Source organism: Oscillatoria salina IIICB1 (assembly GCF_020144665.1).
Classification (GTDB): domain Bacteria; phylum Cyanobacteriota; class Cyanobacteriia; order Cyanobacteriales; family SIO1D9; genus IIICB1.
This window is the reverse complement of sequence record NZ_JAAHBQ010000031.1, coordinates 1-15,106: the sequence shown is the minus strand read 5'-3', so window position 1 is coordinate 15,106 and position 15,106 is coordinate 1. Positions and strand designations below refer to the sequence as shown.

13 protein-coding genes are annotated in these 15,106 nt (G+C 38.6%); 10 read left to right on the top strand and 3 right to left on the bottom strand.

Annotated elements, in window-relative coordinates; translation table 11 throughout:
* Positions 1-16 precede the first annotated feature (16 nt).
* From G3T18_RS10995 to G3T18_RS10955, 9 genes are all read left to right on the top strand, one after another.
* Positions 17-1,294 (top strand): glycosyltransferase, encoded by a 1,278-nt coding sequence (locus G3T18_RS10995; protein ID WP_224410600.1) that lies wholly within the window; start codon positions 17-19, stop codon positions 1,292-1,294.
* Positions 1,295-1,307: 13 nt separating this feature from the next.
* Entirely contained in the window at positions 1,308-2,345 is a 1,038-nt protein-coding gene (locus G3T18_RS10990) for a glycosyltransferase family 2 protein (RefSeq protein WP_224410599.1), read from the top strand.
* Positions 2,346-2,372: 27 nt separating this feature from the next.
* Entirely contained in the window at positions 2,373-3,284 is a 912-nt protein-coding gene (locus tag G3T18_RS10985; protein WP_224410598.1) for a glycosyltransferase family 2 protein, read from the top strand.
* A 27-nt stretch (positions 3,285-3,311) separates the two neighbouring features.
* Positions 3,312-4,883 carry a GMC oxidoreductase gene (locus tag G3T18_RS10980; protein WP_224410597.1) on the top strand — a complete coding sequence of 524 codons (1,572 nt, stop codon included), beginning with the start codon at positions 3,312-3,314 and terminating at the stop codon, positions 4,881-4,883.
* 202 nt (positions 4,884-5,085) lie between these two features.
* Positions 5,086-5,967: a sulfotransferase family protein gene (locus G3T18_RS10975; RefSeq protein ID WP_224410596.1), complete on the top strand. Its 882-nt coding sequence runs from the start codon at positions 5,086-5,088 to the stop codon at positions 5,965-5,967.
* Between the two features lie 108 nt (positions 5,968-6,075).
* The gene (locus G3T18_RS10970) at positions 6,076-6,846 is read left to right on the top strand and encodes a sulfotransferase family 2 domain-containing protein (RefSeq protein ID WP_224410595.1); all 771 of its coding nucleotides are present in this window, start codon (positions 6,076-6,078) and stop codon (positions 6,844-6,846) included.
* 127 nt (positions 6,847-6,973) lie between these two features.
* Complete coding sequence (locus tag G3T18_RS10965) at positions 6,974-8,434, top strand: lipopolysaccharide biosynthesis protein (RefSeq protein WP_224410594.1); 1,461 nt, start codon at positions 6,974-6,976, stop codon at positions 8,432-8,434.
* 71 nt (positions 8,435-8,505) lie between these two features.
* Entirely contained in the window at positions 8,506-9,438 is a 933-nt protein-coding gene (locus G3T18_RS10960; protein WP_224410593.1) for a glycosyltransferase, read from the top strand.
* A 55-nt stretch (positions 9,439-9,493) separates the two neighbouring features.
* Positions 9,494-11,176 carry a hypothetical protein gene (locus tag G3T18_RS10955; protein ID WP_224410592.1) on the top strand — a complete coding sequence of 561 codons (1,683 nt, stop codon included), beginning with the start codon at positions 9,494-9,496 and terminating at the stop codon, positions 11,174-11,176.
* Between the two features lie 37 nt (positions 11,177-11,213).
* Here G3T18_RS10955 and G3T18_RS10950 read toward each other — a convergent pair whose 3' ends face one another.
* From G3T18_RS10950 to G3T18_RS10940, 3 genes are read right to left on the bottom strand one after another with little or no spacing between them, the layout of a single operon-like run.
* Positions 11,214-11,771: a cupredoxin domain-containing protein gene (locus G3T18_RS10950; protein WP_318013955.1), complete on the bottom strand. Its 558-nt coding sequence runs from the start codon at positions 11,769-11,771 to the stop codon at positions 11,214-11,216.
* Positions 11,772-11,804: 33 nt separating this feature from the next.
* Positions 11,805-14,075: a heavy metal translocating P-type ATPase gene (locus G3T18_RS10945; RefSeq protein WP_224410591.1), complete on the bottom strand. Its 2,271-nt coding sequence runs from the start codon at positions 14,073-14,075 to the stop codon at positions 11,805-11,807.
* A gap of 55 nt (positions 14,076-14,130) precedes the next feature.
* Positions 14,131-14,364 (bottom strand): heavy-metal-associated domain-containing protein, encoded by a 234-nt coding sequence (locus G3T18_RS10940; protein WP_224410590.1) that lies wholly within the window; start codon positions 14,362-14,364, stop codon positions 14,131-14,133.
* Between the two features lie 120 nt (positions 14,365-14,484).
* Here G3T18_RS10940 and G3T18_RS10935 point away from each other — a divergent pair, with 120 nt between their 5' ends.
* Complete coding sequence (locus G3T18_RS10935; RefSeq protein ID WP_224410589.1) at positions 14,485-14,622, top strand: hypothetical protein; 138 nt, start codon at positions 14,485-14,487, stop codon at positions 14,620-14,622.
* Positions 14,623-15,106: the final 484 nt, after the last annotated feature.

Genomic DNA, 15,106 nt, shown 5'->3' with positions numbered 1-15,106 from the left:
GTAGGTTAAAACAACAATGCGAATTGCTTTTATTGTCACCGAGTTTCCGCTTTTATCGGAAACATTTATTTTAAATCAAATAACAGGTTTACTCGATCGCGGTCATCAAGTAGATATTTATGCAGATAAACGAGGAAATATAAATAATGTTCATCCAGCAGTAGAAAAATACAATCTTTTAGCTAAAACTTACTATCTTCCTGATATTCCAGACAATTTGTTTTATCGATTTATTAAAGGATTACGTTTAGGATTAAAACTGAGTTTCCAAAATCCTCAATTAACTTTACAAGCATTAAATGTCTTCAAGTATGGCAATCAAGCTATTTCCCTGTGGTTACTATATACTGCTATTCCTAATTTAGATAAAGTCTACGATATTATTCATTGTCAATTTGGACATCTTGCTTTTCGAGGAATGGCATTTCGTCAAATGAATGCTCCGTCTGCCAAATTAATTACTATTTTTAGAGGTTACGATATCAGCACATTTGTTAAAAGAAAAGGACTTAATATTTATGATGAGTTATTTAAACAAGGTGACTTTTTTTTAGCTAACTGCGAATTTTTTAGAGAAAAAGCGATTAACCTCGGTTGCCATGAAAATTTGATTCGAGTACACTTTTCTGGATTAGATTGTCAGCGCTTTATCTTTAAACCACGCTATCCCTCTCCCGATGGTATAATTCGTATTGCTACCACAGGTCGTTTAGTAGAAAAGAAAGGTATTGAATATAGCATTCGTGCCATTGCTCAACAAGCAAAAATCAACCCTAATTTAGAATATAATCTTATCGGAGATGGGGAATTAAAGGAAGAATTACAAAACCTAATTCATAATTTAGGAATCGAAAATATTGTTAATTTATTAGGCTGGAAAAATGAACGCGAGATCGTTGAAATTTTAGATAAATCTCATCTATTTATAGCCCCTAGCGTGACCGCAAAAGATGGTAATCAAGATGCACCGATTAATGTTTTGAAAGAAGCAATGGCAATGGGATTACCAGTTATCAGTACCTATCATGGAGGAATTCCCGAATTAGTCGAAAATGGAGTTTCAGGTTTTCTCGTACCGGAGAGAGATGTCGAAGCTTTAGCCGAAAAATTAAACTATCTGATTCAAAATCCCCAACAATGGTGTGAGATGGGAAAAGCAGGTCGCGCTTATGTGGAAAAATACTACGATTTAGACATGCTTAATGATAAATTAGTTCAAGTTTATCAGCAAATTCTCAATTCTAACTTAGCCAATCGAGATTTAAAATCAGACTTAGTAACTCTATCTAATTAAAGGACTATTTGCTATGACACAAGAACCAAAAGTAACAATTGTTGTCGTTCCTCGCGAACGATTTAGCTGTACTCAAGAATCTTTAGAAAGTATCTATCAGCATACCGAAATTCCCTTTAAATTAGTGTATGTTGATGGAAATTCTCCGGCAAAAGTTCGCAGTTATTTACAACAGCAAGCAGAGGAAAAAAACTTTCAACTATTACGCACAGATTATTATCTAACTCCCAACCAAGCTAGAAATTTAGGCTTGAGCCAAGTTACCACAGATTATCTTGTCTTTGCAGATAATGATGTAGTCGTTACTCCAGGGTGGCTAAAAGCGCTTTTACAGTGTGCAGAAGAAACAGAAGCAACAGTAGTTGGACCATTGATGTGTCAAGAAAAACCATTGCATGAAATTGTTCACTTTGCTGGAGGAGAATCTCATATTTTGGTGGACAAAATGGGAAGAAGGCGATTGCGGGAAAAGATGTATAAGCAAGGTAAAAAAGTCAAAGATATTTACAATGACTTAAAACGTACTCCCACAGAATTAGCAGAATTTCATTGTGTTTTGGTTCGTCGCTCCATTTTTGACAAAGTAGGTTTACTTGATGAAGCAATTATGAATACCAAAGAACACTTAGATTTCTGTATGAGTTTACGAGAAATAGGGGAAAAAGTGTATTTTGAACCCGCGTCCATTGTCACTTATGTACCGGGTCCACCTTTAGAATTTACTGATTTACACTTTTATATGCTGCGTTGGAGTAATGCTTGGCAAATGGCGAGTTTAAACCGAATTCGTCAGAAATGGGATTTAGCAGAAGATGGTTATTTTCAGGCAAAATATAAACAACAGGGATGGCGACGTTATGGCACAATTATTTATCCTTTAGCGCGTCGTCTTTCATTGGGAGTAGGAAGCGATTTATTAGCAAGAGCGATCGCGCGTTTTGAGCATATCTTTAACCGTTATCTCACCAACCGTCACGCTCATCAACAGCGTCAAAGATTACAAAGTCTACCTAAAAGTCCATCTCAACCCCATGTCAGTCTCCAAAGTTAATATTTCCTAATTATTGGGAAAAACCAAATGAATAAACCTGTTCTTAGTATAATTATTCCCACCTATAATCGTCCTCATCTTTTGCCTATCGCTGTTAATAGCGCTTTAGCTCAAACAAGAGCAGATTTTGAAGTTATTGTCGTTGATGACGCTTCCCCGCAACCTGTTAATTTACCCGAACATCCAAAACTGAAAATCATTCGGCTACCGGAAAACAAAGGGGGTTCGGCAGCTCGTAATGTGGGTGCGAAAGCAGCAAACGGTCATTGGATTACTTACTTGGATGATGACGATATTTTACTTCCTCACATGGCAGAAGTTTCTTTAGAAGCGCTGGCTAATACCACTTTACCAAAACCTGTAGCAGCGCTATCGGGGGTTGAGGTAGTGAGCGAAGATGGCTGGGTAAAAAAAACTCGGATTCCGCCAACTTTACCCAAAGGTTCCCACTTTTGTCTCGAAGAGATTGAACCGGAAAAGTCTTTTTTTTGTAAACAGACAATGGTGGTGGAAAAGGAGGTACTTTTGAGTATTGGTGGTTTTGATGAGTCGTTTTCTTCTCGGGTACACACAGAACTTTTTTTAAGACTTAATCAAGTTTGTTCCCTTCAAGGAATACCTACAGTAACTTATCAATTACTTAGCCATCAAAGTTTTCGTGTTTCGAGCGATCCATCCCGCCGTCAGGTTAATTTTCATCGTTTAATTAGTAAGCATAGAGCGCTGTTTGAAGCCCATCCCAAAATGTTTGCTAATTTTATTTACGATCATGCCATGAAATCTTATGATTCCGGTCAGAAGCTTGAAGCAGTTAAAAGTTTCAGTCAGGCAATGGGCGTTCATCCTATTCATACTCTAGGTCGGATGGTTTCGCCTTTCAAAAAAGCTTTGTTAAGTAGAATGCCAAAATTTCAGCAAAAGTTACTTAAGCAAAACTAAATGAGATGTTTTTCAGGGGGAGGTTAGATGATTACCGATATTCTCGAAATGGGCGAGCAAACGAAATTGCGAGGGCAAGTTGTTGTGGTTGGCTCTGGTATTGCTGGTGCTGAGGTAGCAACCCATCTGGCGCGACACGATCGCCAAGTGGTGCTTTTGGAAAGCGGACGCGATCGCTTCGATCCCTCGATCCAAACATTAAACGATGTCATATTTCTGGGCAAACGCCATCGCGAGTTAAACCCAAACTCCTACTACCATCAATACCTGCCACCAGAGTTACGGGGAGTCAGTCGCGTGCGTCAGTTTGGCGGTACGAGTAACGTTTGGACGGGGAAATGGAAATACCTGCAACCTTCAGATTTTGACGGTAGACCTTGGGTTGCTAACAGTGGTTGGCCGATAAGCTTCAGCGATCTTTTAGAACACTACCGTTCCGCAGCCAAAGATTACGGTTTCGGCGACTTAGAAGCAGAAGCTGTACGTCCGGAAATTATGGAACTGCGAGGAAAGCTGGCGGCAAAAGGTTTGAAAATGAGCAGCTTTTATTGGGAGCAGACACCCACGCGCACGGCGATACGCTTTGGCGATGAGATGCGACGCTCGCAAAACTTGCACGTTATACTCGGTGCAACTGCCACTGAGTTGACTCTCGATGCTTCCTGTCAGCGCGTGAGTGCGGTTGTTTGTCGTTCTCTTGAAGGTCGAGAAATTATCGTTGAAGGGGAGACAATTATCCTGGCAATGGGAGCGTTTGAAACTGCACGTATTTTACTTTCCTCGGACCGTCAACTTCCTGGTGGAATTGGTAATCAGCACGACTTGGTAGGTCGTTTCTACACTGACCATCCTAAGCACCACACCGGAATACTAAAGCCAGGTAATCTAACTAGAGAATATGCTCGCGAACTGCAATATGCGCCAAAGCCACGTTTTTGCATTTGTTTTGCGTTGGATGATGCCACCCAGCAAGAACATGAGTTGCTCGAACACGTTTTGTACTTGAAGCCCATTTACGAGAAGCCAATAGAACGATTATGGCGCACCTTGCGGGGTCGTCCCGTTTGTCGAGATGGTAATGGTGCGATCGCTGCCTACCGAGTTAAGTTTGTTACCGAGCAAGCCCCACAAAAGGCTAGTTGTCTTAAGCTGGGAACAGAATGTGATGCACTTGGGCAACGAAAGCTGGAGGTTGACTGGTGCTTCACCGACCAAGATCGGCGATCGATGGCAAAAACACTCGAACTCTTAACCCATCGCTTTGCAGAAGTTGGACTGGGAACTTTTGACTTCGGGGACAAACCACCAAGTTTAGAGAACATGACCGACGCAGCCCACCAAATGGGTACAACTCGGATGGCTAGCCGTCCTGAAGAGGGTGTGGTTGACACCGATTGTCGAGTGTTTGGTACTGAAAATCTCTATGTGGCTAGTTCGGCAGTGTTTCCTACTGGACCGTCATATTCTCCTACCTTCACCATCTTGGCGCTCGCACGTCGTCTCGGTCAGCATTTACTCCAGACTACATCGTTGACAACTCCCCTGCCTAAAGGCGAGTGGATTCTCGCTTCGTTGGGAGAGTCTAGCCGATACACATAGTATCAACCCCGATCTCTTTACCCTCGACGAGCATTTTTCCTGTCTGCGCGACGGTACTTACTCACTCAGATTAGCATCAAGCCGTCCGATCGGGACGGGGCTAATAACCCAAATTTTTCGGGAAAAACAATGGTAACTTGACAATCGAGACAAGAACAGGTTCAAGCAGATAAATTATCAAACTCGGAAAACATTTTGAAAAATGATTAATCTTCTCAAGTCGCCAATCGTTGCCAAAAATCAAGCAGGAACCTTACCCAATTTGATTATTATTGGTGCAATGAAATGTGGTACTACTAGCCTACATCATTACCTCAACTCTCATCCCCAAATTTCGATGTCACGAGAAAAAGAGTTAGATTTTTTTCTCGGCAAAAAAAAGTGGCAACTGGGAATTGAGTGGTATAAATCGCATTTTGTTGGTGAAGCTAAAATTTATGGAGAGTCTTCACCTAACTATACTAATTATCCACGTTGGGAGAATGTACCAGAGAGAATGTACTCTGTGATTCCCCAAGCAAAATTAATCTATATACTCCGCGATCCAGTTGAGCGAATTATTTCCAATTATATTCACCAATATGCGACTGGAAAAGAAACTCGTTCAATAAATGAAGCTTTAGCAAATTTTGAAGACAATTCTTACATTAGCCGTAGTAGTTACTATAGTCAACTTGAGCAATATTTAAAATATTTTCCAGAGAAAAATATCTTAGTTATTACCTTGGAAAATTTATCAAATCAGCCTCAGTTAACTCTGGAAAAAGTTGGTCATTTTTTAAATATCGAACCAGAATTTGACTTTAGTCAAACTACTAAAACTTTGCATAGTTCGGTTTTCAAGAGAAGAAAAAATAAATGGGGAGAATTATTATCTCAAACTAATTTATTCAAAAAAATTAAAAAGATGCCACCAGAAATTAGATATCATCTGGAAAAATTGATTTATTTTCCTTTTTCTGAGCAAATATCGCGACCTAACTTAGATGAAAAATTACGAGCAAGACTAATTAATTATCTCCAAAAAGATATCGAGCGATTGAGAAAACATACAGGGGATCGATTTAAATATTGGTGTTTATAAATAACAGTCGCTCCTGTCAGGAAATATTTTACCATAAATCTACACATACATGATAACATAAATAATCTCAATAATTTATTCATTAGCCTACCAAAAGGAATCCGCTCGATGATAATTAAAAGCTTAAAAGTTCAAGCACATAAATTTTTGAGTTCGCAGAAACCAGGTATTATCTTTATGCACATCCCCAAAACGGGAGGAACATCAGTCGATCGCTCTCTGAGAATTGATTATGGAAAAAAAAATAGCTATAAAGTCAACCCGATATTAACCAGCCAAGCAGTCAAAAATGTTAATAAAAAGCAGAAAGTCCAGAGAAAGTATGACAAATTTGCACTCCGGGAATCTATTTTGCTTCTTGAAATGGCAAAAGGTACAAAGTATATTTCGGGACATTTTCATTTTAATCAAGATGTTTGGGAAGCTTATCAAGATCGGTATTCCTGGACTACAATCTTGAGAGATCCGGTAAAAAGGTATATTTCTCAATATTTTTTTGATGCCTTCAAACCAGAAGACCATGCTAGAGTTAGTGAGAGTTTGGAAGATTTTATTGAATCCGTTAGGGGGAAGCGGAGAGGACAAAGCTACATCAACTATTTTGGCAATTTTTCTCGCCAAAATTATACAGATCCTAATGAAAAATTGAAAGTTGCCAAGGAAAACTTATTAAAATTTAGTGTAGTTGGTTTTTTGGATGATTTGGACGGATTTAGAAATGAATTAAGACAAAAGTTCGACCTGAATGTGAAGGTTCCACATATGAATAAAAATCCGGTTCCTAAACCCGAAATCAAGGAATCAGTTCGACGGAAGATAGAAGAAAATTGTCAGTACGACTTGTTATTGTATTCCTATGCTAAAGAACACTTTTCATAAGCCTGGGGCTCGATTAACTTTGAGGAAAGAAACAAGCTTCCATACCTCATTGTTTTGAAAAGGCGAGAGTTTTTCGGAGTAGTTTTTATCAAAAATAACGGTTAATTATGTTAGGTAAAAATTCAGCATGAGTATCAAACAAAAGGCAGTTAAAGGTGTAGTTTGGTCAGTAATTCAAAACTGGGGTAGTCAGGCAGTTTCCTTAATTGTATTTTTAATTTTAGCCCGGTTACTAACTCCTGAAGCCTTTGGTTTAGTAGCTTTAGCCAATGTCTTCTTGGCTTTCATGCAAATCTTTACCGAACAAGGTTTTACCAAAGCTTTAATTCAGCGTAGCAAACTGGAACCCGAACACTTAGATACTGCTTTTTGGTCTAATTTAATCGGCGGTGTATTGCTGACAATAATTGGTTTTCTTGGTGCTAAATATATTGCTGGAATCTTCGCTCAACCAAAACTAATACCTATTTTAAAGTGCTTGTGTTTTTTATTTTTTGTCAATTCTATTGGTCATGTACATAAGGCAATTTTAAGTAGAGAACTTGCTTTCAAGATAATGGCAGTTCGGACTCTAATAGCTATTTTTATTAGTGGCTTAGTTGGAATTATTATGGCTGTTGCTGGGTTGGGAGTTTGGAGTATTGTTAGCCAGCAAATGGTTTTTGAATCTGTCGTAGTTTTGATTATGTGGCAAGCAGTTGATTGGCGACCAAGCTTTAAGTTTTCTGGGCAACATTTTCGAGATTTATTTAGCTTTGGTATTAATATAATAGGATTAAAATTTCTAAAATTTTTCAATAAACGTTCCGATAACTTACTAATTGGTTATTTTTTAGGAGAAGTGGCTTTAGGATATTACGCGATCGCCTATCGGGTATTACAGGTAATGACTCAGTTGTTAATCGGAACCAGCAACCAGGTAGCACTACCCACTTTTTCTAAGCTACAAGAAGAACCAGAACGCTTTCGCCAAGCATTTTATCGGGTGACAGAGTTGACTAGTTTGGTTGCATTTCCCGCTTTTGTCGGTATGGCAACATTGACACCTGAGCTTGTGGTATCAGTATTTGGAGAGCAATGGATATCCTCGATTCCCGTCATGCGAGTTCTCGCTTTTGCGGGAATTATTCATTCCCTTTCTTATTTTAATACTTCTGTTTTCATGGCTATGGGTAAGCCAATTTGGAAACTTTGGTTAACTTTATTTGAAGCAATATTTACTTTAATTGCTTGTTTGTTGGTAGTTAAGTGGGGTATTGCGGCAGTTGCTTGTGCCTATGTGATTAGTATATATTTGGTATTTCCTATTGGCTTGGGAGCTATCAACAGAGTAATTGGCGTACCTATTTTGATATACTTACAGCAATTTGTGACTCCAGCGATCGCAACGTTAATCATGGCGGCTGTAATTTTTCTAACTAAATATTTTTTAGTAGAGGCGATCGATGCCAAAATATTACTAATTGTTGGTACGGTTATCGGAGTAATAACTTATGGATTGGCAATTCAATTATTAAATCCTAAATTATTTCAGTATTTGTTACAACTTCTTTTAATGGTTAGGTCGCGCAAAAAACTGGTTAAGTAAATAACCTCGAGCGAACATATTCCCTTGGTCTAGTGTCAAAAAAGTAAAAATTTCGTATACCTAAAACTAAGATGGCTCCCAAAAAGACGATGAACAACCAACAGCAACCCTTTTTCTCAATAGTTATTCCTACCTACAACCGCCCAGAGAGACTAAACAACTGTCTGGAATCAATGACAAAACTAAAATATCCGCGCGATCGCTTTGAAATTATTATTGTTGATGATGGCAGCCAGATGTCTCTCGAACCTGTAGTTAGTCCTTTTTGCTCTTACTTGGAGATTACTTTGCTCAAACAAGCTAATGCAGGACCTGCTAGCGCTCGCAACACTGGCGCAAAACAAGCTAAAGGTGAATATCTCGCCTTTACTGACGACGACTGTATGCCCGCCCCCGACTGGTTAAATAAACTTGCTAGTCGTTTTGTTGCTCAACCTGATTATCTGATTGGGGGACGAACGATTAATGCTCTATCTACTAATCTTTATTCAGCCGCTTCTCAACAACTAATTGATTACCTTTACGGCTACTATAACCATAGTTCAGAAAAAGCTCAGTTTTTCGCTTCTAATAATATTGCTGTTCCTACGGAAATTTTCCACAAAATTGGCGGTTTTGATACCTGTTTTCCCCTGGCTGCGGCAGAGGATCGGGAATTTTGCGATCGCTGGTTACAATCGGGATATCGCATGATTTATGCCGCAGAAGTCTGCATTTATCATGCTCATTACCTCACGCTACCTTCTTTTTGGCGACAACACTTTTTTTACGGACGCGGTGCTTTTTGCTTTCATAAAGTTTGCGCTAAACGAGCCGCAAAACCAATTAAAGCAGAACCTTTATCATTCTATTTGAATTTATTAATCTATCCTTTTAATCAGACATCCTTGCGACCTGGATTTATAATTTCCTGGCTGTTGTTTTTGTCTCAATTAGCCGCGACATTCGGCTTTTTTTGGGAACGTGCTCATCAAACTACTACAATTAAACTCAGTCGCAAATAGTCTCTAATTAATGCTCGGAGCAATCCGGGCAGTTTTTTACTCAAATTTGAAAAATATGTTTACCAATTTTATACCTCAATTCAAACAAAAATTGATTGCAGTTAATGATAATGTATTCGTCAACATTCTCACTTTGCTTTTTGCTTGTTTCGGCATTATTGGTATTTTTCACCATGAATTATGGTTTGACGAGCTACAAGCTTGGCTGATTGCTAGAGATAGTAACAGTTTAGTAGATTTATTTCAAAATATTAGATATGAAGGACATCCTGGACTCTGGCATCTTTGTTTATATTTTCTTAACAAAATTACCGATCGCCCACTTATCATGCAATTTTTTCACTTGGGAATTGCTACTTTATCAATTTACTTATTAGTTAAGTTTTCTCCTTTTACCAGATTACAAAAATTTTTATTTAGTTTTGGCTATTTCCCCTTTTATGAATATTCGCTCCTTAGTAGAAATTATGCTTTAGGAATATTGTTATGTTTCATTTTTTGCGTTTATTTTCAACAAAGAAATAGAAAATACGTTTTACTTTTTTTTATTTTAGCTTTAGCAGCCAATACTAATGTTCATAGTTTGCTCATCGCTGTTTGGTTAGGAGCAACTTTAATCTTTGAATATTTTTTGAAGCAAAAATTATCCTTAGAATCACCTACAGCGAAAAAGAAATTACTTATCGGGATAGTTGTCTTCAGTTTAGGAATTATTTTGGCAATTTCTCAACTTGTACCCCCTGAAGACCGCCCTGTCAATACCTTATTTCGTCCGGAAAATCAGCAAGAATTAGTCGCTCCAGAAATTTCAGTTGAAAACTCTAGTGACGAGCTAAAAGTAATTCAAGAAGAATCAAAAAGAGATGTCAGTGAATTCGCGATCGTCATCCTCAAAAGAATTTCAACGATGTTTGATTTTTTGACAAGAAGTTATATCTTTCTGCCTAATTTTTTAGATTATAATTTTTGGAATTCTAGTATTTTGCTTTTAGTATTGCCTCCTTGGAAATTAATTATAGACTTTCTATCTTTAGGACTAATTTTATTTGTTTTAAGCTGGTTATACAATAAACCGACAATATTGTTTTTGTATTTTTTGGGCAGCTTGACAATTCTCTTGTTAACTATCAAGATAGGTATTGCTACAAATCCCAGGCATTACGGGCATTTATTTATTTTATTTATACTATGCTTATGGTTAGCAAACTCCGCTTACAAATTTGATTGGTTAGCGAAGATTTTTCCAGGTAAAACTATACATTTGTCGAGAGGATTAGAAAATCGCAAATATAAAAATTTCTTTTTAAGCTTAATTTTGTCTATTCATCTTTTTGCTGGTTTATTATCTTATAGCTTAGATTTAGTTTATCCTTTCACTGTCAGTAAACAAGTTGCTAATTTTCTTCAACAAGATCGGTTTGATAATTTTTTAATTGTGGGAAATCCTGACTTTCCTGTATCTTCTTTAGCAGCTTATTTGGAGCAACCAATTTATCATCCTGAAAGTAATAGATTTGGTAGTTTTATAATTTGGAACGATCGCCGCAACGAAATCGATGAATTTCAGTTATGGGAAAAAGTGAGCAATCTCAAACAAGAAACTGCTCGAAAAATACTTTTAGTCTCAACCCAAGATTTTTCACAAAGTAGCCCTGAAGTTGAATTAGTTAAGTTAAAACAATTCGGGAGAAGTATTGTTATCTACGAAGAATACTATTATGTTTATCGAGTTGAATAAAAACCACGATAAAACTAACGTAAATTTGTCGAAATATTTAGGGTTTTACGACAACAACGCCGCGATACATATTCATTCCACAGGTAAATTGATATTCTCCTGGTTGTTCGGGTGTAAATTCAACTGAGGTGGTATGATTTAATTCTAAATCTTTAGCAATATGAAAATCTGGTAACAAGACTTTTTCTAGACAACTACTCGCATCACGACGGAAAAATTGTAGCCGTACTGGTGTACCTGCTTTGACAATAACTCGATTTGGTTCGTAACCGCCATCTACGTTAATAGTTAATTCTTGAATGTCTGATTTGGTTTCCGCTTGAGCTGCTTTCGTTTTCCCAAACAAAAACCACCATAATTCTAGCCCAATTAAACCGATACCGCCTAAAGTTACCGCAATTTTTAACTCTAAAGGTTGTTCGATGGGACGAAATTGTTCGCTTACTTTGGTTTCGGAAGCTGGAATTTCCATGTCCATCTGAGCCAGCTCTTCTACCTGATGATTTAAAGAATTTTGAGCTAGGGAAACCATGCCAGAATTAAGTGCTAGGAAAAAGCTCAAAATTGCGAAACTATTAAATATTTTTTGTGTCATTTTCATTTTCATAACATTTTGAAGAGGAGCTAATTAAAATTTACTTGCCAGATTTTTGGGTTGAAAATTCCGCAAACGTAAAGCATTTGTGACGACAGAAACTGAACTAAACGCCATTGCACCACCAGCAATAATGGGACTGAATAACCAACCAAAAATGGGGAATAAAATCCCTGCTGCAATGGGAATACCTGCAACGTTGTAAATAAAAGCAAAAAACAAGTTTTCCTGAATATTTCTCATTGTGGCTTTGCTAAGTTGAATAGCGGTAACGATCGCTTGCAGATCGCCGGAGATTAAAGTAATATCGGAAGCAGCGATCGCCACATCAGTCCCAGTCCCGATCGCAATGCCTACGTCGGCTTGGGCTAAGGCTGGCGCATCGTTAATTCCATCTCCCACCATGGCGACTATTTTCCCTTCTTGTTGCAATTGCCTCACTTTAGCGGCTTTTTGCTCGGGACGTACTTCGGCGAAAATGCGAGGAATACCAACTTCTTTAGCGATCGCTTCGGCAGTTTTCTGGTTATCTCCTGTCAGCATCACCACTTCTAAACCTAATTTTCGCATAGCTTGCACCGCCGCACTAGATGTGGGCTTAACTGCGTCTGCTATCCCCATTAAAGCTTCGATTCGTCCATCCACTGCGAGCCAGATGGCAGTTTTTCCTGACGCTTCCCAGGCGGCTTTCTGCTGGGCTAAGGCTTTCGTGTCAATACCTAACTCTTCCATCCAGCGAGAAGTACCAATTTGTACCAAACGTTCGGAGACAATAGCTTGTACTCCACTACCGGCGATCGCTTCAAATTCTTTTACTTCACTGAATTCTACTTGTTGACTTTGAGCGTATCTGACCACAGCTTCGGCTAAGGGATGCTCGGAGTTACGTTCGACTGATGCTGCCAAACGCAGCAATTTTAACTCATTTGCGTGGGCAGTTCCCAAAACAGTCACATAATCTGTCACTGTCGGCTTACCTTGAGTCACTGTACCAGTTTTATCAAGGACAACGCTCTTAATTTTATGTGCCAATTCTAAACTTTCCGCATCTTTAATCAAAATACCATTTTCCGCACCTTTCCCGGTTCCCACCATTACTGAGGTTGGAGTAGCTAGTCCCAAAGCGCAAGGACAAGCGATAATTAACACACCCACAGTGGTAATCAAAGCTAAAGTCAGATTACCCATCACATCAAACCAGATTACAAAAGTGGCGATCGCGATCGCAATTACCGCCGGAACGAACCAACCTGTTACGCGATCGGCTATTCTTTGAATAGGTGCTTTAGAACCTTGAGCCTCTTGCACTAGTTTGACAATTTGAGCTAATACTGTATCTTTTCCTACTCTGGTTGCGCGAAATTTAAAGCTACCTGTTTTATTAATTGTCGCCCCAATTACTTCATCTCCAGGTTTCTTTTCTACGGGCAAACTTTCCCCTGTCACCATTGCTTCGTCAATCGTCGAAGTCCCCTCAATTATTTCTCCATCCACAGGGATTTTTTCTCCGGGACGTACTAAAATGACATCATTAATTTGTACTTCTGCAATTGGTAGATCTATTTCTTGTCCATCCCGAATTACTCGCGCATCTCTAGCTTGTAAACCGATTAATTTGCGAATTGCTTCTGAAGTTTGTCCCTTCGCCCGATTTTCCAACAATTTCCCTAATAAAATCAAAGTTATTATCACTGCCGCCGTTTCATAATACACCTCTGGCAGTAATCCTTGATTCAGCAAAAATTCGGGGAAAATTGTCACAAATAATGAGTAGAAAAACGCTGCACTTGTTCCCAAAGCAATTAGCGTATCCATCGTCGCTGCATGATGTTTAAAAGCTTTCCAACTATTTACATAAAAACTATAACCGCACCAAAATTGCACTGGTAAAGTTAAGGCTAACTGCAACCAAGGATTATGTAACCAAGCAGGAAATCCAGCCATCTCAATTCCTGTCATCATTGGTAGAGAACCAATAATTAAAATAATACTAATAATTCCCCCGACAACAATTTTCCGTAACAACGAACGAGATTCGGCTTTCCGGGCAGATTTTTCGGCATCATCTTCCCCCGTAATCATTTCTTGTTCTTGCAAAGGAAAAGCTGAATATCCTGCCTCATCAACTGCTTTTTGAATAGCTTTTATACTCGTTTTTTCTGGGTCATAACTAACTGTGGCTTGCTCGGCACCAAAATTTACATTACACTCTTTAACTCCTGGCACGGTGCTAATTGCTGATTCAATACTGTTAGCACAAGAAGCACAACTCATGCCTCGTAATTTTAGCGTTAAAGTATCCATCTTAAGTTCATGATTACTATGTTACTAAGAGCGGTATTAGATTGAGGGGCAGTCGCTACTTTTGCCAAAACATTAATTTTTCCTTAAAGCCACTTTCTACAGGAGGATAACCAACAGCGATCGTAGCTTCTTTAATTGTTGTTGGAGAAGCTTCTGTTTCCACGCTAACGAGTTTAGTTTTGAGATCGGCGCTAACTTTAGCTTTAGCATCAACATCGGTAACTGCTTTGGCGATCGTCTTTACACAGCCATCACAAGTCATTTTAGGTATTTTGAATTCTAGTTTCATTGGGATTAACTTTTAACTTTACTTCAAGTCACTACTTGTATTTTAAAGTCTCCAGTAAACTAGAAAGTCAAGAGGGGGGAGAGAAATATAGCAGCGAACAGTAAACAACTATCGGAGCCTATGATAGCAACGATAGCGGGAATCAAAGGTGATAAGGTGGTGCGTTACCGGGATACGACAGGTATATCAAAAGAGGTCTACCGAGAGATTTTAACGATTCCCAACCGAGATACCCTCAAAGGAAAACGGGATTTATAGATTTCCCGATGTGGGAGATACCGGTTGTATATATCCGAGGTTTTTCGTTTCAATGACTTCCTCTTCTTCTTTTTTTTTGGGGATTGGCTTTGCTTCTAATTCTTTTGGTATCAGTGTTTGACACTTCTTCAGCAAACCCTAATTAGGGTTTGCTGAAAAAGTAACCTGAAAAATTAGCTCGATATAAAGATAAGATTTTTCGGCAACCAACTTAAGGCGGGACAAAAAGGGGAGTTCGTTCGCGACTTTGCGAACGCGAACACAGGGAGAATATTTCTAACTCCATTAGGCTTTAATTCTCATCAGGAACTCTCAGTCTGAATCGTTATTTGGAGAGGAATCATTATACAAATCAGACCAACTATCTCGAAGGGCATCAATGTTTTTTTGAAGTTCATCAATTTGAACTCTCCTGAGTACCATTAGGACCCCATCGACGTGAGCTTGAGTCCCTGCCGCTCCTAGATGTTGGTAACGAGAAAGT

Excerpts from the sequence above, each read along its gene's own strand:
- G3T18_RS10935 (WP_224410589.1), top strand. The coding sequence starts at position 14,485 with ATGATAGCAACGATAGCGGGAATCAAAGGTGATAAGGTGGTGCGTTAC.
- G3T18_RS10965 (WP_224410594.1), top strand. The coding sequence starts at position 6,974 with ATGAGTATCAAACAAAAGGCAGTTAAAGGTGTAGTTTGGTCAGTAATT.
- G3T18_RS10940 (WP_224410590.1), bottom strand. The coding sequence starts at position 14,364 with ATGAAACTAGAATTCAAAATACCTAAAATGACTTGTGATGGCTGTGTA.
- G3T18_RS10995 (WP_224410600.1), top strand. The coding sequence starts at position 17 with ATGCGAATTGCTTTTATTGTCACCGAGTTTCCGCTTTTATCGGAAACA.
- G3T18_RS10990 (WP_224410599.1), top strand. The coding sequence starts at position 1,308 with ATGACACAAGAACCAAAAGTAACAATTGTTGTCGTTCCTCGCGAACGA.
- G3T18_RS10970 (WP_224410595.1), top strand. The coding sequence starts at position 6,076 with ATGATAATTAAAAGCTTAAAAGTTCAAGCACATAAATTTTTGAGTTCG.
- G3T18_RS10960 (WP_224410593.1), top strand. The coding sequence starts at position 8,506 with ATGGCTCCCAAAAAGACGATGAACAACCAACAGCAACCCTTTTTCTCA.
- G3T18_RS10975 (WP_224410596.1), top strand. The coding sequence starts at position 5,086 with ATGATTAATCTTCTCAAGTCGCCAATCGTTGCCAAAAATCAAGCAGGA.
- G3T18_RS10955 (WP_224410592.1), top strand. The coding sequence starts at position 9,494 with ATGTTTACCAATTTTATACCTCAATTCAAACAAAAATTGATTGCAGTT.
- G3T18_RS10985 (WP_224410598.1), top strand. The coding sequence starts at position 2,373 with ATGAATAAACCTGTTCTTAGTATAATTATTCCCACCTATAATCGTCCT.
- G3T18_RS10950 (WP_318013955.1), bottom strand. The coding sequence starts at position 11,771 with ATGACACAAAAAATATTTAATAGTTTCGCAATTTTGAGCTTTTTCCTA.
- G3T18_RS10945 (WP_224410591.1), bottom strand. The coding sequence starts at position 14,075 with ATGGATACTTTAACGCTAAAATTACGAGGCATGAGTTGTGCTTCTTGT.
- G3T18_RS10980 (WP_224410597.1), top strand. The coding sequence starts at position 3,312 with ATGATTACCGATATTCTCGAAATGGGCGAGCAAACGAAATTGCGAGGG.